This is a genomic window from Streptomyces sp. NPDC088915 (assembly GCF_044749825.1).
In the GTDB taxonomy this organism is placed as follows: domain Bacteria; phylum Actinomycetota; class Actinomycetes; order Streptomycetales; family Streptomycetaceae; genus Streptomyces.
Genome location: NZ_JBIVIR010000009.1, coordinates 116,958 through 136,944, shown reverse-complemented (window position 1 = coordinate 136,944; position 19,987 = coordinate 116,958). Strand labels below are relative to the sequence as shown.

20 protein-coding genes are annotated in these 19,987 nt (G+C 74.1%); 8 read left to right on the top strand and 12 right to left on the bottom strand.

The annotated features are described in order from the left end of the window. The first annotated feature begins 66 nt into the window (after positions 1–66). The 5 genes from ACIP5O_RS18220 to thpR all read left to right on the top strand — a co-directional run bounded on the left by ACIP5O_RS18220 (position 67) and on the right by thpR (position 5,038). On the top strand, positions 67–948 hold the full coding sequence (locus ACIP5O_RS18220) for a peptidoglycan-binding protein (protein ID WP_401294409.1): 882 nt from the start codon (positions 67–69) through the stop codon (positions 946–948). A 96-nt stretch (positions 949–1,044) separates the two neighbouring features. After that, entirely contained in the window at positions 1,045–2,481 is a 1,437-nt protein-coding gene (locus tag ACIP5O_RS18215; protein WP_401294407.1) for a choice-of-anchor A family protein, read from the top strand. A 306-nt stretch (positions 2,482–2,787) separates the two neighbouring features. Further along, entirely contained in the window at positions 2,788–4,041 is a 1,254-nt protein-coding gene (locus ACIP5O_RS18210; RefSeq protein ID WP_401294405.1) for a cytochrome P450, read from the top strand. A 14-nt stretch (positions 4,042–4,055) separates the two neighbouring features. Next, positions 4,056–4,265: a ferredoxin gene (locus ACIP5O_RS18205; protein WP_356547847.1), complete on the top strand. Its 210-nt coding sequence runs from the start codon at positions 4,056–4,058 to the stop codon at positions 4,263–4,265. A 140-nt stretch (positions 4,266–4,405) separates the two neighbouring features. Then, the gene (gene thpR, locus ACIP5O_RS18200) at positions 4,406–5,038 is read left to right on the top strand and encodes an RNA 2',3'-cyclic phosphodiesterase (protein ID WP_401294403.1); all 633 of its coding nucleotides are present in this window, start codon (positions 4,406–4,408) and stop codon (positions 5,036–5,038) included. A 24-nt stretch (positions 5,039–5,062) separates the two neighbouring features. Here the strand turns inward: thpR and ACIP5O_RS18195 are convergent, their stop codons facing one another. From ACIP5O_RS18195 to ACIP5O_RS18150, 10 genes are all read right to left on the bottom strand, one after another. Then, positions 5,063–5,590: a hypothetical protein gene (locus ACIP5O_RS18195; protein WP_401294401.1), complete on the bottom strand. Its 528-nt coding sequence runs from the start codon at positions 5,588–5,590 to the stop codon at positions 5,063–5,065. Between the two features lie 103 nt (positions 5,591–5,693). Then, on the bottom strand, positions 5,694–8,756 hold the full coding sequence (locus tag ACIP5O_RS18190) for a hypothetical protein (RefSeq protein ID WP_401294399.1): 3,063 nt from the start codon (positions 8,754–8,756) through the stop codon (positions 5,694–5,696). Next, complete coding sequence (locus ACIP5O_RS18185; protein ID WP_356547840.1) at positions 8,753–9,874, bottom strand: AAA family ATPase; 1,122 nt, start codon at positions 9,872–9,874, stop codon at positions 8,753–8,755. Before ACIP5O_RS18185 ends, ACIP5O_RS18190 begins: the two co-directional genes overlap by 4 nt. A 20-nt stretch (positions 9,875–9,894) precedes the next feature. Further along, a complete protein-coding gene (locus ACIP5O_RS18180) occupies positions 9,895–11,322 on the bottom strand; it encodes a VWA domain-containing protein (RefSeq protein WP_401294397.1) in 1,428 nt (475 codons plus the stop codon). Next, positions 11,319–12,713 (bottom strand): hypothetical protein, encoded by a 1,395-nt coding sequence (locus ACIP5O_RS18175; protein ID WP_401294395.1) that lies wholly within the window; start codon positions 12,711–12,713, stop codon positions 11,319–11,321. Before ACIP5O_RS18175 ends, ACIP5O_RS18180 begins: the two co-directional genes overlap by 4 nt. After that, positions 12,713–13,216 carry a hypothetical protein gene (locus tag ACIP5O_RS18170; protein WP_356547835.1) on the bottom strand — a complete coding sequence of 168 codons (504 nt, stop codon included), beginning with the start codon at positions 13,214–13,216 and terminating at the stop codon, positions 12,713–12,715. Before ACIP5O_RS18170 ends, ACIP5O_RS18175 begins: the two co-directional genes overlap by 1 nt. Positions 13,217–13,609: 393 nt before the next feature. Next, on the bottom strand, positions 13,610–14,113 hold the full coding sequence (locus ACIP5O_RS18165) for a GNAT family N-acetyltransferase (RefSeq protein ID WP_401294392.1): 504 nt from the start codon (positions 14,111–14,113) through the stop codon (positions 13,610–13,612). Positions 14,114–14,172: 59 nt separating this feature from the next. Then, complete coding sequence (locus tag ACIP5O_RS18160) at positions 14,173–14,640, bottom strand: DUF2269 family protein (protein WP_401294390.1); 468 nt, start codon at positions 14,638–14,640, stop codon at positions 14,173–14,175. Beyond that, positions 14,637–14,954 (bottom strand): hypothetical protein, encoded by a 318-nt coding sequence (locus ACIP5O_RS18155; RefSeq protein WP_401294388.1) that lies wholly within the window; start codon positions 14,952–14,954, stop codon positions 14,637–14,639. Before ACIP5O_RS18155 ends, ACIP5O_RS18160 begins: the two co-directional genes overlap by 4 nt. 73 nt (positions 14,955–15,027) lie before the next feature. Beyond that, the gene (locus ACIP5O_RS18150; protein WP_401294386.1) at positions 15,028–15,717 is read right to left on the bottom strand and encodes a DJ-1/PfpI family protein; all 690 of its coding nucleotides are present in this window, start codon (positions 15,715–15,717) and stop codon (positions 15,028–15,030) included. Positions 15,718–15,913: 196 nt separating this feature from the next. Between ACIP5O_RS18150 and ACIP5O_RS18145 the strand changes: the two genes are divergently transcribed. Together ACIP5O_RS18145 and ACIP5O_RS18140 are read left to right on the top strand one after the other, a co-directional pair. Beyond that, positions 15,914–16,852, top strand: a complete 939-nt coding sequence (locus ACIP5O_RS18145) for a GlxA family transcriptional regulator (protein WP_401294384.1) — start codon at positions 15,914–15,916, stop codon at positions 16,850–16,852. Positions 16,853–16,962: 110 nt separating this feature from the next. Next, on the top strand, positions 16,963–17,301 hold the full coding sequence (locus ACIP5O_RS18140; protein ID WP_401294382.1) for a thioredoxin family protein: 339 nt from the start codon (positions 16,963–16,965) through the stop codon (positions 17,299–17,301). A 199-nt stretch (positions 17,302–17,500) separates the two neighbouring features. On the opposite strand, the gene ACIP5O_RS18135 is transcribed toward ACIP5O_RS18140, so the two are convergent. Together ACIP5O_RS18135 and ACIP5O_RS18130 are read right to left on the bottom strand one after the other, a co-directional pair. After that, entirely contained in the window at positions 17,501–18,394 is an 894-nt protein-coding gene (locus ACIP5O_RS18135) for an alpha/beta fold hydrolase (RefSeq protein ID WP_401294380.1), read from the bottom strand. A 355-nt stretch (positions 18,395–18,749) separates the two neighbouring features. Then, positions 18,750–18,959: a hypothetical protein gene (locus ACIP5O_RS18130; RefSeq protein ID WP_401294378.1), complete on the bottom strand. Its 210-nt coding sequence runs from the start codon at positions 18,957–18,959 to the stop codon at positions 18,750–18,752. A 529-nt stretch (positions 18,960–19,488) separates the two neighbouring features. On the opposite strand from ACIP5O_RS18130, the gene ACIP5O_RS18125 reads away from it, so the two are divergent. After that, on the top strand, positions 19,489–19,938 hold the full coding sequence (locus tag ACIP5O_RS18125) for an ATP-binding protein (protein WP_401294376.1): 450 nt from the start codon (positions 19,489–19,491) through the stop codon (positions 19,936–19,938). Positions 19,939–19,987: the final 49 nt, after the last annotated feature.

Sequence of the window (19,987 nt, the reverse complement as noted above, 5' to 3'; positions counted from 1 at the left end):
AACGACGGTCAATATCTCCACGGCTTCGCCACACCTCCCTCGGCTTCCCCTCTTCTGGAGCACTCGATGCGCAACAGGGCTGCCCCGACCACAGCGGTCACGTCCGTCACTCGTGAAGCAACGGGCGCGGAACACCGGGGCGACCACGTCTTCGGGAAGGTCGCCGGACAGGACCGGGACGGCACGGGGGCGCGGGGACAGGACATCGCGCTCTTCGACGCGACCGTCCGACTGCCGAAGGTGCCCCCGCGAGCCGCGAAGCCCGCCCACGCGTCACGGCGGACCCGGCGCGCCCGCGCGGCAGCACCCGCGTGGCGGTCCATGCCGCTCCCCCTGATGCTCGCGGGCGCGCTGTCCGCGGGACTCGGCGCCGCGGTGGCGGTGTGGCTCTCCGCCGAACCCGACTCCGTACCGGCGTCGCACCCGTCCGTCTCGCTCCCCGACCTCCTCACGCCCGTCCCGCCCCCCGCCCGGGGCGCCGCCTCCGACGCGCCCCCGTCCCCCGGGACGAGCACCGTACGGACGACGCCGTCCGCCCCGTCCCCGACGACCCCCTCGACGTCCGGGACCCCGACCCCCGGCGCCACCCCCGCCTCCACCCCGTCCACGGCCTCCCCCACCGTCACGGCCCCTCAGGCCGCCGCGCCCGCCCCGACGCCCACTCCTTCGTCGTCGCACCGCCACCGCCCCCCGCACTCCGGCCGGGACGAGGGCGGGCGGGACGAGGGAAGACGGGGTGAGGTCGGGCGGGGAAGCACCGGCCCCGAAGTCGCCGACCTCCAGCGGCGGCTCCAGCAGCTCCAGCTGTACCTCGGCCCCGCCGACGGCGTCTTCGGCGAGTCCGTGGAGGCGGCCCTGCGCCGCTACCAGGTGGCGCGGAACATCCCGCAGGAGAACGGCGTCTACGGCCCGCTCACCCGCGCCGTCCTGCGGGCCGAGACCGACTGAGACCCCCTGTCCCTCCCCACCACTCATACCCCTCATACCCCTCATGCCCCTCATGCCCCTCATGCCCCTCACAGGACATCGGAAAGGTTCACGCACATGAGCAACACCGGAAGAGCGCGCACGCGGCTGAGCAGCGCCGTCGCCGTCGGGCTCGTCCTCGGCCTCACCACCGCGGGCAACGCCCTGGCCGCGCCCTTCGCCCCCGCCCCCGCGCCGGGGGCCGCCCGGACCTGTCCGGCTCCCGGCGCGGAGCCCGGCATCGGTCACGAGCCGCGGTTCCTCGACGCCAACGTGGCCCTCTACGCCGGCGGCGACTACACCGCCGACGGCGCGACCGCCGAGGCCGAGGGCCTGCTCGTCGTCGGCGGCAGCGCCACCTTCGCCAAGGCGTCCGGCGGCACCTTCAACGTGGGCCGCGTCGGCGCCGGTTCGGGCATCCTGCCGGACTCCGGGGCGGTCATGCTCTCCGTGGGCGGGGACCTGACGATCGCCGAGGGCACGCGGGTCGACGTCGGCCACGGCCTCACGGCCGGCCCCCGTTACGGCGGTGCCGTCCGCGTCGGCGGGAAGATCGACGAGAAGGGCGACCTGGAGACGAACGGCGGCAGCCGCTCCTCGGGTCTGGGCGCGCGGGGCGCCCTCACCCCGTACGACACCTTCGGCGACACCCTGCGGGGCGAGTCCACGTCCCTGGGGGCGCTGAAGCCCACCGGCACGAGCGTGCGCTCGGGCGACACCGTCACCTTCGAGGGCGGCGGCTCCGGCAGCCCGCAGGTGTTCGAGATCTCCGCCGAGAAGCTCGACGGGGCCTCGTCCTTCGACTTCCGGTCGATCCCCGAGGACGCCCCGGTCGTGGTGAACGTGACGGGCGGCCGCCCGGTCGGCATCTCGCCCCTGTCCGTCGGCTTCAACGGCGACCGCGTGGACGCCTACGCATCCGCGCACTTCGGCGAGGCCGCGTCCCGGATCCTCTACAACTTCGAGGCGTCCCCGTCGATCGCCCTCGGCGGCGGCGGGAACTTCATGGGTTCGATCCTCGCGCCCAAGGCGTCCGCGGACCTGACGGCCAGCACGAACGGACGCGTCTACGTCGGCGGCGACCTGCGGACCCACGGATCGGGTAACGAGACCCACAACTACCCGTGGAACGGCTCCTCGACCTTCGGCTGCAAGCCGACGCCGGACAGCCCGGGCACCACGCCCGCGCCGACGCCGACGCGGCCCGGGACCGAGCCCTCCGGCCCGGCGCCCTCCACCACGCCTCCCACCGGCGGGGGCGCCACTCCCGGCACCCCGGAGACGACGGCGCCGGGGACCTCCGAGCCCTCCGCGCCGCCCACGGAGGACGCCTCCGCCCCCGCCGCACCCGGCACGGCGACGCCCTCGCCGTCCGCGACCGACCACGGTGACGGCTCGCTCGCGACCACGGGAGCGCAGTTCACCCCGTACGCGGTGGCCGCCGGGGTCCTCGCCGCCGCCGGCGCCGGGATCCTGGTGCTCACCCGTCGCCGCCGGGCCCCCGGCCGGCACTGATCCCGGACCCGCCCGCCCCGGAGGGACTCTCTCCTCCGGGGCGGGCGGACCGGGGCCCGGGAAGGGGTGCGAGGCGGATTACCGGCCACTCCTGACATCGGGTCAGGCGGGGTTTCCACCGACCGATCGGACGCCCGCCTTACCCCGTTCGAGCGCTGAGAACCCGTAGGAACACGGGGAAGACGGAAGGTACGGGGCCATTCCGGTGGATTGGCCGAACTGTGCGTAGACCGGATAGGTGCCTGAGGCATGTAGTGGTGACGGAAGCGACGTCAGAGCCACCGATTCGCCCCTAGCGAGGCCCCCATGACGCAACCCGTGACACGCTCCGAGACGCGGTCCGAGACAGAGCCCGCGGCACGACCCGTGACACAGCCCGTGGCGTTCCCCCAGAGCCGTACCTGCCCCTATCACCCGCCCGCCGCCTACCCCCGCGTCGACGACGAGGGCCCGCTGTCGCGGGTGACCCTCTGGGACGGGCGGGAGGTGTGGCTCGTCTCCGGGCACGCGACCGCCCGGGCGCTGCTCGCGGACCAGCGCCTGTCGACCGACTCCACGCGGGACGACTTCCCGCTGCCGACCGAGCGGGTGGCCGGCCTGCGCAGGCGGCGGCGCGCGGCGCTGCTCGGCTGGGACGACCCCGAGCACAACGTCCAGCGCCGGATGCTGATCCCGAGCTTCACCCTCAAGCGCGCCGAGCGCCTGCGGCCCCGCATCCAGGAGACCGTGGACCGGCTGCTCGACGCGATGGAGGCCCAGGGGCCGCCGGCCGAGCTGGTGAGCGCGTTCGCGCTGCCGGTGCCGTCGATCGTCATCTGCGACCTGCTCGGCGTGCCGTACGCGGACCACGACTTCTTCGAGGAGCAGTCGCGGCGGCTGCTGCGCGGACCGACGGGCGCGGACACCGAGGACGCGCTCGCCCGCCTGGAGGGTTACCTCGGCGACCTGATCGACCGGAAGCGGCGGGAGCCCGGCGAGGGCGTCCTCGACGACCTGGTGGCGCGCGCGGCGGCCGGGGACGGCGGGCCCGACCGGCAGGAGCTGGTGCAGCTCGCCACGATCCTCCTCGTCGCGGGGCACGAGACCACGGCGAACATGATCTCCCTCGGCACGTTCACGCTGTTGCGCCACCCGGAGCGCCTCGCCGAGCTGCGGGCCGATCCCGGGCTCGTGCCCACCGCCGTGGAGGAGCTGCTGCGGTTCCTGTCCATCGCGGACGGGCTGCTGCGGGTCGCCCGCGAGGACATCGACGTCGCCGGGACGGTGATCCGGGCGGGAGAGGGCGTGGTGTTCTCGACGTCCGTCATCAACCGGGACGCCGCCGCCTACAGCGACCCGGACGTCCTCGACTGGGAGCGCCCGGCCCGCCACCACGTGGCGTTCGGCTTCGGCATCCACCAGTGCCTGGGGCAGAACCTGGCCCGCGCGGAGCTGGAGATCGCGCTCGGGACGCTCCTGCGCCGGATGCCGGGGCTGCGGCTCGCCGTTCCCGCCGAGGAGGTCCCGTTCAAGCCGGGCGACACGATCCAGGGGATGCTCGAACTCCCCGTGACCTGGTGAAGGGGGCGACACGCGTGCACGTCTCGATCGACGGGGACGTCTGCATCGGCGCCGGGCAGTGCGCCCTGACCTCGCCGGACGTCTTCACCCAGGACGACGACGGGTTCGGGACGGTCGTGCCGGGCCGGGAGGACGGCCGCGGGACGCTGGTCCGCGAGGCCGCCCGTGCCTGTCCCGTACAGGCGATCACCCTCGACGGCCCCGGCGGTGGACCGGGGACGTGAGCCGGAGAGCCGCGCCCGGCCCCGGCCTCAGGGGCCGGGGCCGGTGCCGGTCGCGGCGCGCCGGCCGCGTACCCTCGCCTCGGAGCAGAGCGGGAACAGAGCGGCACGGCGAGCGGTGAGCGGTGAGTGGGGAACGGAACATGGGCGAGGGGCCCGGACCCGGCGAGTCCGGTGGGTCCGGCGAGTCCGGCGGGGACGTACGGGCGCGGTCCGCGACCGTCCGCGTGTTCGTCGCGCTCGCGCCGCCCGACGACGCGAAGGACGAGCTGGCCGACGCGCTGGGCCCGGCCTACGCGGCGTACCCGCGCATGCGGTGGAACCGCATCGCGGACTGGCACATCACGCTGGCGTTCCTCGGTGAGCTCCCGGTCGCGACCGTCCCGCTCCTCCGGCCGCCGCTCGCGGACCTCGCGGCCTCGCACCGGCCGGTCGAACTGGCGCTGCGCGGCGGCGGGCACTTCGACGACCGGGTGCTGTGGAGCGGGATCGACGGGGACCTGGAGGGGCTGCACGGGCTCGCGGCCGGGGTGCGCGGCGTGGTCGAGGAGTGCGGGATCCCCTTCGAGGACCGGCCGTTGCGCCCGCATCTGACGCTGGCCCGCGCCCGCCGCAACGACACCGCCTCCGTGGTCGAGGCCGCCGCCGGACTCGCCGGGTTCACCGGGCGCCGGTGGCGGGCCGGGCGGCTGCACCTGGTCGGCAGCGACTTCGGGCGCGGCCCGGGGCCGATCCGCTACCGCGACGTCGAGTCCTGGCCCTTCGGCGGGGTCTGAGCCCGCCCTCCCGGAGGGGCGCGCTCACCGGCCGTACATTCCCCGGCAGAGGTCGGCCGCGCCCATGGGGGCCTCGATCCGTTCGGCCTGCCGGCAGAGCCGGCGCAGCTCGGGCTGACCGGCGGCGGTGGACGGACGGTTGCGGTCCTGGAGGGGTCTCTTTTGCTTCGGGGGGCGGGGGACGGCTCGCGTCCGGTTCTTCCTGGTCGTCTCCTTCTTTTTGGCCGTCTCCCTCTTTTTGGTCGTTCTCTGCTTCATCGTCGTCTTCGGGGAGCGGGGGACGGATCCCGTGCCGCTCTTCTCCGCCGCCGGCCGACGGGAGGCCGGTGTTCGGGCAGGTTCGGTCCGGGGCTCCGTGGTGACGAGCGCCTCGCGCGGTGTTCCCTGCGGGGGATCCGGCCAGGTCGGCAGCGGCGAAGGGGCTCGTTCGGCGGCCGGAGCGAGGGCGGCGGGGCGGTCCGGCGGGCCCGGGGCGGGGCCGTGCGGAACGGCCACGCAGCCGCTCGCGAGGAACGCGGCGATCAGGAGGTACGGGGTGCGGCGGGCGTGCATGGGGCCACGCTGCCCGAGCCCGTACGGGACGGGGAGGCGGCGCGGCCCGTATCACCGTGACGAGTGAACCGGCCCCGTGGGTGGACGGGGCCGGACCGAGGGGTCACCGGTCCGCGAGGAGGGCCGCCACCGCGTGGGCGGTGGCCGGGTGGCGGTCCGTCAGGGACGGCGGGCGGGGGGCCGCGCCGGCCGGGGCCCACGGTTCGTCGCAGCCCAGGAGCCGCGCCAGCGCGTCGCAGGTGTCCGGGTGCGCGGACAGGAGCGCCGCGCCGGTCGCGCCCGGGGGCGGTCCGCCGGCCGGAGCCCACTCCTCCGTGCAGCCCAGGAGTTCCGCGAGCGCGTCGCAGGTCGCCGGGTGGGCGGGCAGGAGCGCGGCGCCGCGCGGGGCGGCGGACGCCGGGCCGGGGCGGGCGGCGCGGGGCGCGGCCGGGGGCCGGCGCCACGGCGGGATCCAGGCGTCCAGGTCGGCGAGCCGGGCCGGGAAGGTCCGTCCCGCCTCGCGGACGAGCAGCGGGGCGAGGTCCGCCGCGTTCGCGCGGAGGGTCGTGACGAGGACCGGCAGCCAGGGCAGCAGGACGGCGTCCGGCAGCCGTGCGAAGGCGTTCGACACGGCCTCCACCACGACGTCCGCGAGCCCGGGCACCGGTTCGAGGGCGTGCACGAAGCCGCTGAGGTAGCGCGGGTAGGAGGGCACGACCAGGGGGCTGGCGAGCAGTTCGTCGCAGCGGGCCCGCAGCTCCTCCCGGGAGAGGGTGCCGAGTCGCACCTGTGCCGCCCAGAGCAGCGCCGTCTTCGCCGGGTCCTTCGGATGCGACTGGGCGACGGCCAGTTCCAGCTGGGTCCTGTCGCAGCCCAGGGACAGGGCCAGGCCCTCCATGCCGAACAGGAAGCCCAGCATGGCCGCCACCTGCCCCGCGGTCGCGTCCTCGTCCTGGAAGGCCGTGGGCAGCAGGGTGCAGTAGTGCGCGTACCCGGTGCGGACGAAGGACTCGATCCACGGGGGCAGCACCGGTTCGGCGGTGCGGTGGTACGCGAGGAGGCCGCGCACCCGGCGCAGCACCTCCGGCGCCCCGTCCACGGTGCGCTCGCCCGCGAGGACCTCCAGGGCGCGCGTGCCCAGTTCGTCGGCGAGCCGCCGGCCGCCGAGGTACAGGGTGGCGTCCTCGACGGCCGCGAGGACCTCCGCCGCCGTCGCCCGCGGCCCGTAGGAGGTGCGGCGCAGGCGCTGCTCCAGGACCTGTTCGAGGCTGACGCCCTCGTAGCCCAGTTCGATGAGGGCTCGTTGGTGGGTGCCGAGCGCGAGGTCCCAGGACTCCTGGAGGGACCGCTCGCCCAGCCGCCGCTCCCCCATGACGGGGCGGGCCGCGCCGGCCGGGAGCAGGCGGCGCAGCATCCACAGCACGTCGGAGCAGGCCCGCAGTTCCGGCCGGGAGGTCATGTCGAGCAGGGCCCGTCGTACGCCGCGCTGCTGGAGGTTCGGTTCCAGCGGTGCGAGCCGGTCGTGCACGTCGCGGGCGAGGGGCGGCAGCGCCTCGTAGCCGACCTGGCCGATCCGGTCGCCGCCCATCATGATCTCGACGATCCTGCGGACGTCCCGCCGCCCGGGCACGGCGTCCTTCTCGATGCAGGTGACCGCCGCGTCCTGGAAGTCGTACGGGGTGGGCTTGGCCCGGTCCCGCATCCCGGCGAGCAGGATCGAGGTCTCGAAGACGGCGATGGCGTCGGCGGTGGAGGCGAGGTAGCCGCTGCGGCGGGCGGCGCGGACGACGTCCACGGACCAGCCGAGCAGTTCGGCCTCGTCCAGGGCGTCGAGGACGGGCGGCCGCCGGAGGAAACCGGAGAGCCTGTCCTCGGCGGGAGCCGGGTCCTGGTCCGGGTTCTGGTCCGGGCCCGGGATCGCGACGGGCGCCGCCGTCTTCTCGGCGAGGGTCTTCGCGGGGGTTTTCGCGAGGGCCTTCGTGGGGGTTTTCGCGGAGCTCTTCCTCGTCCCGGCCTGTCCCTCCAGGCGGTACGGCCGCACGCGGGTGCGCGCGAGGTTCTTCGTCCACTGCGCGGCGGCGATCGACACGGAGCCGGAGGCGAGGCCGAACTGCGCCTCGATGGCCGCGTGGCTGGACGGGATCAGGCCGTACTGCCAGGTCGTGGCGGTGCGCGGGGAGATCGCGAAGCCGTCGGCACCGTGCACGCCGAACTCCTCGACGCGGCTGGCGGCGTGGAAGGCGCCGCAGACGTAGAGGCAGTCCGCCGGGTCGGTGCCGGTGGCGGCCAGGTGCTCGCGCATCCGGGTCCACATGTACCGCTCACGGTCCTCGTCGACGCGGACGCGATCCCCGTCGCCGGGGGCGAGCCGCCGGAAGAGGCTACCGATGAGGAACATGACCTGGCGGTAGGTGTCGTGGTCGCCGTCGCCGAGCGGTACCTCGACGTACTGGTGCCACCACTCCGACCAGTGCCGCACCTTGCCGTGGCGCAGGAGGTGCTCCTCCAGCTCGGCGAAGCGCGGGCGCAGGTCGCCGATCTCGACGCCGACGGCCTCGCCGTGCAGCGCGGCCCCGTCCTCCCGGGCCGTCTCCTCCTGGTCGTCGCCGGCCGGGCGGCGGGCGTCCCACTGGAAGACGTGGTCGGAGGAGCGGTCGACGAGGACGAGTTCCACGCCGGGGGTGTCGAGGGCGTACGCGACGGCCTGGTACTCGGCGGAGGCCTCCGTGATCGGGGCGACGACGGACAGCGGGGCCCAGTCGGGCGGGAAGCCGTCGATGTCGCTCGCGAAGGCCTGCACCGCGACCGGCAGCCGGCAGTTGCGCAGTTCGGTCAGGAGCGGGGCCATGTCCTCGCACAGCTCCAGGTACACGACCTTGGGCCGCTTCTCGCGCAGTCGGCGGGCCATGGCGAGGGCGGAGGCGGGCGAGTGGTGGCAGACGGGGAAGATCTCCAGCGGTTCGCGGACCGCCCGGTCGACGTCGTCGACCATGCCGAGGAGGATGTCCTCCAGGGCGTCCGGCCCTCCGGCGAACTCCTCTGCTGCGGTGTGCAGTTGACCGCGCAGAGCGGCGAAGGACGGGGTGACGGCCGTCGGGGTGACGGCCGTCCCGGTGGCGGAGGCCGCGCGGGACTCGGTGGTCGTCCCGGTGGCGGAGGCCGCGCGGGTCTCGGGGGCCGTGCTCATGCCAGCTTCGCGATCGCCTCGCGACCGCCCTCCAGGAACTCGGGCCAGGGGCCGCCCTCCTCCTTGCCCCGGGGCTCGACGACGCCGTGCAGGTACTTGTTGAGGATGGCGAGGTCCTCGGGCTCGCGGCGGGCGAGGGTGCCGACGAGCGAGGCCGCGAGGGTGCGGGCGGTCAGGGTGCGCTCGCCGAAGAAGGTGCCGTGCAGGATCGAGTCCTCCAGGACGCCGATCTGCTCGGCGGTGGAGAGCGCGGACTCCAGCTTCTCGTCGTCGCTGCCGGCCGCGGCGGCGGAGGCGCGCAGGTCGGCGAAGCTCTGGAGGAGGACGTCGAGGAGGGTGGGCGGCACGTCCAGCTCGATCCGGTGCCGGCGCAGCAGCTCCTCGGTGCGGAAGCGGACGATCTCGGCCTCGCTCCTCTTGTTCGTCACGACCGGGATGCGGACGAAGTTGAACCGGCGCTTGAGCGCGGACGAGAGGTCGTTGACGCCCCGGTCGCGGCTGTTGGCGGTGGCGATGACCGAGAAGCCGGGCTTGGCGAAGACGATGTTCCCGCCGTCGGCGCCGTCGAGTTCGGGGACGGAGACGTACTTCTCGGAGAGGATCGAGATGAGGGCGTCCTGGACGTCGCTGGTGGAGCGGGTCAGCTCCTCGAAGCGGCCTATGGTGCCGGTCTCCATGGCGGTCATGATCGGCGAGGGGATCATCGACTCGCGGGACTGTCCCTTGGCGATGACCATGGAGACGTTCCAGGAGTACTTGATGTGGTCCTCGGTGGTGCCGGCCGTGCCCTGGACCACCTGCGTGGAGTTGCGGCTGATGGCGGCCGCGAGGAGTTCCGCGAGCCAGCTCTTGCCGGTGCCGGGGTCGCCGATGAGGAGGAGGCCGCGGTCGGAGGCGAGGGTGACGATGGAGCGCTCGACGAAGCTGCGGTCGCCGAACCACTTCTGCGCTACCTCCCGGTCCAGGCCGTCGGCGCGCTCGGAGCCCAGGACGAACAGGCGGACCATCTTCGGGGACAGGCGCCAGGAGAACGGCTTGGGGGCGTCGTCGATCGACTCCAGCCAGTCGAGTTCCTCGGCGTACTTGATCTCGGCGGGAGCGCGGAGCAGGTCGGACATGCGAGGGGCCTTTCGGGTTCTCAGGTGAGGAAGGTCTTGAGTTCGTGCACGAGCTTGTCGATGCGGCCGGAGACCACCGGGGTGCCGAGCGCCTTGAAGCGCTCCCGGAACCAGGGGTTGACCTCCTGCCGTCCCGAGCTGGTCACCGAGCCGACGGGGATGAACCGCACGCCGGAGCGGTGGACCGCCTCGATGCCCTCGAACAGCGGCTGCGAGCGGTCGAACTCGTAGAAGTCGGAGATCCAGACCATGACGGTGTTCTTCGGTTCGGCGATCTTCGGCCGGGCCATGGCCATCGCCACGGGCCCGTCGTTGCCGCCGCCGAGGTTGGTGCGCAGGAGCACGTCGAACGGGTCGCGCACCCAGGGGGTGAGGTCGATCGCGCGGGTGTCGTACGCGACGAGGTGGACGTCCACCTTGGGGAGCCCGGCGAAGATCGAGGCGAGGATGGTGCAGTTGACCATCGAGTCGACCATGGAACCGGACTGGTCCACGACCACGATCAGCCGCTGGGGCGTGGTCCTGCGGGTCGTGTGCCGGTAGTGGAGGCGGTCGACGTAGAGCCGCTCCTCCTCCGGGCTCCAGTTGGTGAGGTTCTTCCAGATGGTGCGGTCGAGGTCCAGGTTGCGGAAGACCCGCTTGGGCGGGACCGAGCGGTCGAGCTCGCCGGCGGTGGCCTTCTCCACCTGGGTGCGGAGGACTTCGGCGACCCCGTCGACGTACCGCCGGATGAGGGACTTGGCCTGGGCGAGGGCGGTGCCGGAGAGGTTGCCCTTGTCGCGGAGCAACTGCTCGATCAGGGACATGCTGGGGGTGAGCCGGGCGGCCAGCTTCGGGTCGGCGAGGACCTCGCGCAGACGCATGCGGCTCACGAGGTCGGCCTCGATGTCGCCGAGTTCGGCCCCGAGGCCGCCGTCGGCGGACGCTCCGGCTCCCCTCCCGCCGGGCGGGCGGCCGAGGGCGCGCTCCAGCCGTTTGGCGTCCGACTGCCAGCGGGCCAGCTGTCCGGCGGACACGGCGCCCGAGCCGGTGGAGAAGACGTTGAGCAGCAGCTTCGAGGCGAGGGCGGCCCGCCGGACCTCGGCGGCCCGGTCGCGCGCCCCGTCCGGCTCGGCCTCTGGGCTCATCAGGCCGTCGAACTCGTCGGCCAGCTCCGGGTGGCGCTGGACGACGGAGTCGACGGAGACGCCCGGGTCGAGCAGGGCCGGCGGCAGGCCGACGTCCTCGACGACGGCGAGGCTCGCCGACTCCAGGGCGGCCTGCTCCTCGGGGTCGAAGAGCCGGGCGAGGAGACGCCAGTAGAGGACCTGGCGGCGGTTGTCGTCGGGATCGGGGACGGGTCCCGTACCGGCGGGGCCCGCGGTCTGCGGCGCGGCGGGCGCCGGGCCGATGGATGCCGGGCCGATGGATGCCGTACCAGTAGGCGCCGGAGCGGTGGAGTCGGTCATGTGCGCAGCAGCTTTCCGGCTCGTTCGCGCAGGACGGAGACCGCGTCCGTGGCCGCCTTCTCCGCGCGGGCCCCGGCCTTGTCGGTGGTGCCCCCGGCCCACGCGCCCGCGTGGACGGCGATGGTCTTCTTCCGGACGGTCGTCTCGACGGCGAGCGGCTGGAGGACGAACTCCCCCGCGTCCCAGCGGAGCAGCCCCAGGCACGCGCCGGACGCGGCGACCGCCTCCGGGGTGAGCGGCCCGGCGACCGGGATCCGGTCGGTGTCGACGGCCAGCCGGTGTCCCGCGACCGTGAGGGCGAGCGCCCCGTCGTCCGCCCGCTCCGTCGCGTACCCCTCCAGGAGGACGGGCACGGCGATGCGGGACGGGTGGCGGTCCAGCGGGGCGGTCACCGGGTCGGCGGCGGTGGAGAGGATCACCCGGGCCGTGGCGAAGGGATCGGCGGGCTCTCCCGTACGGGCCCGCCCGTCGTCCCAGAGGAGGTCGCCCTCGGCGGTGACGGGCATGGCGTCGAGCTCCACGGAACGGCCCTCGCCCGCGGCGGCGAGCAGCGACATGCGGGGCCGGAGCAGCTGCCACAGGCCGGCGCCGACGACGGTGTCCGGCTTGGGCGCGGACACCGCGGCCCGGACGAGGCGGGGTGCCGTGCCGTCGGCGGGCTCGAACACGGCGTGGACCTGGGCCTGTACGGCGGTGGCGTGCTCCTGGAGGTCGACGCCGAGCGGCAGGAGGCGGCCGGTCGCGGTGGAGACGGCGGCGGTGCGGTCGGCGCCGGGCAGGGTGAGGAGCAGGGCGCGCGACCACAGGTCGGCCCAGCGGCGCACCGGGACGTGTTCCAGGGTGGCTCCCGGGCAGGAGGCGGCGAGTTCGGCCGCGAATCCGTCGAGGAGCGTGGCCTGCCGGCGCAGCGCCGGGTCCGGGAGCAGGGCGGAGACGACGGGCGCGGCGCCGCCGACGAGGTCGTGGTCGATGCCCCGCCAGCCGGCGCGGGCGAGGTCGCACAGCCAGGCGCGGGCGGCGGCGAGCACGTGCGCGGCGGGCTCCTCCGCCGCGGTCCGCGGGGCCGTCGGCTCGGCGGCCGGCCGGCCGGTGACGTCCGCGACGCGGGCCGTCAGGGCGTCGTGCGCGGAGCCCATGAGGGCGGTGCGGGCGGCGGCGAGCGCGACGAAGTGGTCCTCGCCGGCGGCACCGGCCGCGGCCTTGTCGGCCGCCTCGGCGACCCGTGTCGCCAGCGGTGTCCCGGCGACGGCGTCCACGAGGGCGGCGAGTCCGCCGGCCTGTTCGGGCCCGGGCCGGAGCAGGCCGGCGACGAGCACCCGGTCGAAGGCGTCGACGGCGTCCAGGGCCTCGTCGAGGCCGTCGAGGGGATCGGCGAGCAGGTCCGTGCGCATCAGGCCACCGCCCTCGTCGGCGGGAACCAGTGCAGCTCGGGCACCGGCAGGGTCGTCGGCTCCAGTTCGAGGTAGGCCAGGTGCCGCAGGAACCGGCTGAAGACCGGGGCGGCGGCCGAGGTGTCGCCCTGCGCGGGGCGCGTGGCGGTCATCGCCGCCACGAGCGCGGACGCGTCGGGCTCCGTACCCGGCGCGTCGGCCTTCAGGTAGCGGGCGACGCGCCCGGCGCCGTACTGGAGGACGGCCTCGCCGACGAGCGCGCGGATGTGGTTGCAGAAGGAGCCGCGCGCGCCGCCGCAGGGGCGGTTGTTGTTGGTGCTGCACGCGAACGCGTACGTCCCGGCGGCGACGGAGGACACGTACACGCGTCCCGTGTCGGAACCGCTGGACACGACGCCCTGCAACCGTCCGTCGGCCAGCTCGACGAACGGCACCTTGGCGAGTTTCCGCGGTCGCGCGGGCGGTACCACCCGCGCCGTACTCGACCTCTCCCAGACCGGCAACGTACCTCTCCCATGCACGTCGAAGGGGGTGTTCACGCCCGACCGGCGGAACGTCGACGAACCTATCCCCGGCCACTGACAACGGCCTCGGACGCGGCATCGGGCACGGCTCCTGAGGCGGCATCGGACGCGGCATCGGGCGTGGCTTCTGACGGGGCTTCGGACACGGGGGCCCGCCGGACCGAGGGCGTTTCTGCGCTCGGAGAGTGGAACCCGGCGGGTGAGCCGGAGCTCGAACACGGCCGCGCGATACCCGTGAACCGTCCCGCACCGAGGCGGGACGGTTCACAGCGAGGACGACCATGCGCGTACGAAAAGGGTTGATCTCCCTGGTCGCGGCGGAGCCGCCAGGACTCCCCCGCTCCCCCGACACCGGTGGTCACGGCGTCCGCTTCACGGCAACGCGCGCGTGAGCCAGGCCACTTCGCCGTTCTCCTCCGTGGAGACGCGGTCCCGCTCGAACCCGAGCTTCTCGAGGACGCGGAGCGACGGCCCGTTCCACGTGCCGACGGTCGACCAGAGCCGCTTCCGTCCGGTCGCCGCGGCGGCGTCGAGGACCGCGGCGGCGGCCTCGGTGGCGTAACCGCGTCCGTGCACGCGCTGGAACAGTTCGTACGCGATCTCGGGCTCCTCCAGGGTGGTGCGGCCGACGATCAGCCCGCAGTAGCCGATGAAGTCGCCCTCCTCGCGGCGCTGGACGGGCAGCAGGGCGATGCCCGTCTCCTCCGTCGCGGTGAGGAAGCCCGCGATGGCCGTCCGGATGCGCTCGACCGGGGGCGTCCCCTTGCCGCGTTCGGAGAGGAGGGCGCAGAACTCGGAGGCGTCCGACTCGGCCCACGGCCGCATGACGAGCCGCTCGGTCTCCAGGTGGTACGCCATCGCCTTGTACGAGGTCATGGACCCACCCTGCCTCATGGGCCATCACGGACCGCGGTCGGGATACCGGGTGTTCGTGGTCACGCCCCCGTCGTGGAGCCGGGGCGGACGATCATCAGGACGGTGACGGTGGCCCACAGCAGGTTGAAGACACCGGTGGACACGGCCAGTCGGCTCGGGTCCGAGGGGGTCGGCGGCGTGATGGGACCCGCCGTCCCGGTCAGCGCATCCTCCTGGGCGGGCAGGACGAGCAGGGCCAGGACACCGGCGGCGGCCGCGGTCAGCAGGATCGAGGCGATCAGCCAGGCGTCGCCGAGGACGCCGAGGCTGCCGGCCGTGAAGAAGCCGGTGAGGGGGACGGCGACGCCGACGCCGGCGTAGACCCGGCAGACGCGGTGCAGGGTCCGCAGGGTCGTCCGCGCGTCGCCGTCACCGGGATCGCCCAGGGCGCGGCGCAGCGTCGCGGGGAACATGCTCGCGGCGACGGTGACCGGGCCGACGGCGACGAGGGCGGCCAGGACGTGCAGGGACAGCAGGAGCTTGGTCACGCCCGGTCCTCCGGGGCGGTCCGGCGGGTGCCGGTGACCTTCGAGGCCGGGAGGCGGCCGGCCCTGGAGGTGCCCCGGAGGGTGTCGCCGTCGACCGTCACGTCGAACGCCAGGTTCAGCCGCATGGGCTTGGTGACGGCCTGCTTCCAGGTGAGCCGGTCGCCGTCGAGGGCGATGTCGACGAGGGGCACCCGCTCGCCGGCTCCGTGGGCGACCCCGGTCAGGACGGCGTCCTGCTCACGGAGTTCGAGCACGGCCTTCATCCTGCCGATGGGGGTGGAGAGGGACAGGTCCCAGATGCCTTCGACGGTCATGCCGATGTTCTTCCTGACTGTGCGATGTGGTGCAGCGCGGTGTGATGCGGTGCGGTGCGGTACGAGGGGAGGCTCAGAGGGCGGCGGGGACCGGGCCCCGGGCGCGCCAGACGGTGCCGCGCCGCTCGTGGGCGAACAGCTCCTCGACGGCGTGGGCGACGCGGGGGCCCAGTTCGCGTTCGAGCAGGTACAGGCCCAGGTCGAGTCCGGAGGTGACGCCGGCTCCGGTGATCAGGTCGCCGTCGTCGACGACGCGGGCGCGGACCGCGTGGGCGCCGGTGGCGTCCAGCAGGTCCAGGCCCAGGTGGTGGGTGGTGGCGTGGCGTCCCTCCAGCAGGCCCGCCATGGCCAGGACGAGGGAGCCGCCGCAGACGGTGGCGACCGTGACGTCCGGGTCGTCCATCGCCCGCCCGAGGAGGGCGGGGAGTCCGGTGGTCAGCGCGCGGCCCAGCAGCACCGGGACGAACTCGTCCTGCTTCCGCCCTCCGGCGCCCACCTCTTCCTCCGGAAGCTCGCCCGGTTCGCCCGCGCGGCCGGAGGCGCCGGGCACGAGCAGCACGTCCGCCCGCTCCGGGTCGAGGGGGCTGGTGGCGCGCAGTGCCAACCCCCCGGTGCCGCTGGTCACCTCGCGGGGGCCCTCCGCGGAGACCAGCTCGACGGTCACCGCGCCGCCCGACGCCGTGCCGCCGGCGTAGAGCACCTCGTAGGGGGCGACGACGTCGAGCGGGTCGAAACCGTCGAACAGGACGATCTGGATGTGCACGGGCGTTCCTCGGGGTCGATCTCTCTCTGCGACGCGTTGAAGTCAACCGTCCGTCGGCCCGTTCGCCCAGTGGCAGGAGTGACAGGTTCCAACGGGAAATTGCCAGAGGTCTGTGAAGGCCTCAGGACTGCGCTGACATGGCAGTTTCCGCGGTCCGTCCTGGAGCGGTCGTACGGCGAGGGGGTAGGTTCCGGCCATGCACACCGTCGCCGTTCTCGCGTTGGACCGGGTGATCCCGTTCGACCTGTCCACCCCGATCGAGGTCTTCTCGCGGACCCGCCTGCCCGACGGGCGGCCCGGCTACCAGGTCCGGGTCTGCGCCGAGCGCGACGAGGTCGACGCGGGGGCCTTCGTCCTGCGCGCCCCCTGGGGCCTGGAGGGCCTCCGGGGCGCGGACACGGTCGTCGTGCCGGGCGTCGCCGACCCCACGGCCCCGCTCTCCCCCGCCGTGCGCGACGCGCTGCGGTCGGCCGCCGCCGAGGGGACCCGGATCGCCTCCCTCTGCGTGGGGACCTTCCCCCTGGCCGCCACCGGGCTCCTCGACGGGCTGCGGGCCACGACCCACTGGCAGGCGGCCGGACTCCTGGCCGCCCTCCACCCGGAGGTCGACGTCGACCCGGACGTCCTCTACGTCGACAACGGCCGGATCCTCACCTCGGCCGGCGCGGCCGCGGGCCTGGACCTGTGCCTGCACATGATCCGCCGGGACTACGGATCGGCGGTCGCCGCCGATGCCGCCCGCCTGTCGGTGATGCCCCTCGAACGCGAGGGCGGCCAGGCGCAGTTCATCGTCCACGACCACACCCCCGCGCCGCGGGGCTCCGAACTGGAGGCGCTGCTCGCCTGGCTGCGGGAGAACCTGGCCCGCGACCTCACGCTGGCCGACATCGCCGCGCGGTCCGGCACCAGCACCCGGACCCTGATCCGGCGGTTCCGCGACCAGACCGGCACCACCCCGCTCCAGTGGCTCCACCGGGCCCGCATCCGCCGGGCACAGCACCTCCTGGAGACCACGGAGCACTCCGTGGAGCGCATCGGCGCCCAGGTCGGCTTCGGCTCGCCCACCACGTTCCGCGACCGCTTCAAACGCACCACCGGCGTCAGCCCGCAGACCTACCGGCGCACCTTCGGCTGAGCGGACCCACCGGCCCGGCATCTCGGGCGCCGCGCGTCCGTGCTCGTCGCGCGGGAGATGATGCGGGAGATGATGGGGACGAGAACACGGATCACGAGGACGGGAGTCTCATGACGAAGCGGGTCCACCGGCCCCGTGAGGACGCGGAGTTCGACTTCGTCCTCGGGCTGAGCGGGGTCCCGGTCCTCGCGTACTTCATCGGGACGTGGCCCAAGGCGATCGAGGCCTGCCGGGCGATGGACCTCGTCGTGGGCGGCGTCGCCGACGAGTACGCGGGCCGCCTGACGGTCGTCCGCGCCGACATCGCGCGCTGTCCGGCCGCGACCGAGCGGTACGGGGTCACCGGGGCGCCGTCCTGCGTCCTCATCGAGGAGGGGGAGGCGGTCGCGCACGGCACGGGCCCCCTGACCACCGCCGAGGTGCGGAAGCTCCTGGACGGCCGCCTCTGAGAACCCCGCGCCCCGCCGGCCGCCCGGGTCGAGGCCGGAGTGCGGCTGTGCGGTCCGGTGGTCCTCGTCCTCGGGGTGCTCCTCGCCGGCGTCGCGGTCGGGCGGCGCCGGCGTTCGGGAACGGAGGAGAGGCGCTACGGACGCCAGACGGGTCGGGGCGATGAACGACCGCGTTCGCGAGGGGTCGGGCCCCGGTGCTTCACACGGCCGCCAGGGGCGCCGCGGGGCGCTCGAGCCGTTCGACGTCGTTCAGGAAGTCCAGCTCGTCGAAAGGACTGCCGGTGTAGAAGCGCTGCCAGAGGTCAGCCACCTCCGAGGGCCTCTCGAGGAGCGAGAGGTGGTCGGTCTCCTTGACCGTGGTGAACCGTGCCCGGGGGAAGAGACCCGCCACCTGGCGACTGTCCGAAGGCGGCGTGAGGGTGTCGTACTCGCCGGTGAAAGCGAGACAGGGCACGTCGGGCAGCGGGCCGGAGGCGTACACGCCGTGGCGGAGCAGGCGGTCGCTGTGCTCCGCGTCCATGCGCAGTTCGCGCGCGGTACGGTTCGTGCCCTGCCGGTGGAGCATGCGGGCCATGACGTTGCGCTTGCGCACGGGACCGAGTTCCGCGGGCGCCGTGAACGCCGCCACCATGCCGGAGGCGTAGCCGACGCGGTCCCCCCGTCGCAGCATCTCCTCCCATCCGGCGACCGCCGCCTTGAAGTTCTCGGGCACCACCAGCGTCGTACCCGCCAGGATCATGCTCCTCACGGCCTCCGGGTGGCGTTGTGCGAAGCGCAGGGCGACGTTGCCTCCGTAGCAGGCTCCCATCAGGTGCACGACGGGATGTCCGAGACCGGTGATCATGTGGTGGACCGCGTCGGCCAGGAAGTCCAGGCCGTAGGTGGCCGGCAGGAAGTCGGCGGACCCGTAACCCGGCAGGTCCACGGTGATGACCGCGGCCGTCGGCGTCAGCCGCGTTTCGTGCCTCACCCAGGTGTAGCGGTCCTGCGAGGAGCCTCCCAGGATCACCACCGGCACGGCGCCCGGTGCGGCCGGCGACCCCACGACCCGCGCGTCGTAGGCGAAGCCCTCGTACGACAACCTGTGCTCCATGACCGTCTCGTTCGCACTCGCCCTGCTGACTTCCGCTGTCACCGCGGGTCCTCCTCGTCGTCCGTGCTTCCGGGCGTGGACACGTCGGGCTCGACGGCCCCGGCAGGACCGGCGTCACCGGCCGCGGTGGCGCGCCGGGCGCCCCATGGCCGGCTCCGGCCGGTGAGGGCCGCGTCGGTGCCGTCGTCGGGGAACGTGAGCGGGTCGTCCTGTCGCCGCCACTCCCGCCGACGCGTGCGCCGATCCCGCAGAACGGTTCCCGCAGTGGTGTCGGTGCGACAACCCCGAGAGCGTCCACGCTCTGTGAACGACTTCGATCTGATCCTGTCACTGGTGCGACGGGGAACGGTTGGGGTCAGTCCTCCGGTGCCGCTCCGGCCCGCGCGGTGCGGTCCGTGTCGGTACGGTCGGCGGTACGGAGGCCGGGCCCCGCGCCGGGTCCCGCGGCCACGAGGCCGGTGAGCCAGAGCCGGGAGATCCTTTCGGCCGCCGCCTCGGCGGCGCGCCGGTCTCCGGCCGTGATCTCGATCTTGACCAGGCCCTGGGAAGCGTGTCGATCCGTCATGTGCCGCCCAACTGGGTGACCGGCTCTTCGGTATCGGCCGTTATCGGCCATCACTCGCCGAGGGAATCAACGCGGTCGCCGTCCTCCGGGCGGAGGAGGCGGCAGGAGTGCGGAGACCGCCAGGGCGGCGAGGGCGGACCTGCTCGTCGCCCGGACCGACGGTTGCGGTGCCGACGGGATTCGAACCCGCGAGACGGATGGGGGCAGGCCCGCCCCTTCCCCATCACTCGTGGCGGGAGGGGCCTCCCCCGCCACGATTGCAATGGACCACTCTGCCACGGCACGCAACCTGCGGGACCACGCGCGGTCCCGCTCCGTCCCAGGATAGGGGTGACGCCCACGTGCGGGGACCGCGCGGGAGACCACTTGGTGCCGGACCGCGCCCTACGGGGGGGGGTGAGGACGGGCCGAGGTCCGCGGGCGCTCGTCACCCCCTCCCTGATGTACGCGTGCTCGGGAGGTGCTTGAGATCGGATTCCAGGGGTATGCGGGTTGCGCTTCTGTCGGGCAGGGAAGAGGACTGGGCATCATGGAGCAGATCGCGAACCGCGGGGACCGGCGGACGCGCCGGGACGAGGCCGTTTCGGTGTCCGGGGCGTTCGAGGGCAGCGAGGACATCGCCGCCGCCCGCGACCTCACGTACCGTTTCCTCGCCGATGTCCAGGCCGTCCACGGCCTGCCGGTCTCCGAGTACGCGATGGACGTCGTGCAACTCGTGGTCAGCGAGCTGATGACCAACGCGAGCAAGTACGCCCCCGGCCCCAGCCTGCTGACCCTGCGGTTGGAGGGCGGCACGATCGAGATCAGCGTGTGGGACGGCAACCCCACTCCGCCGGCCATCCTCCCGCCCGACCCCGCTCGGATCGGCCAGCACGGGCTGGAGATCGTCATGAAGGTCGCCCGGAGCTTCGCGGTGTGCCGCGAGCCCCTCGGCAAGCGGATCACCACCGTCGTCGGCCTGGTCGACGACCACCGGTGACCCCCGTGCACGAACCCCCTTCGCCCGGCGGACGGGACGGCGCCGGGTC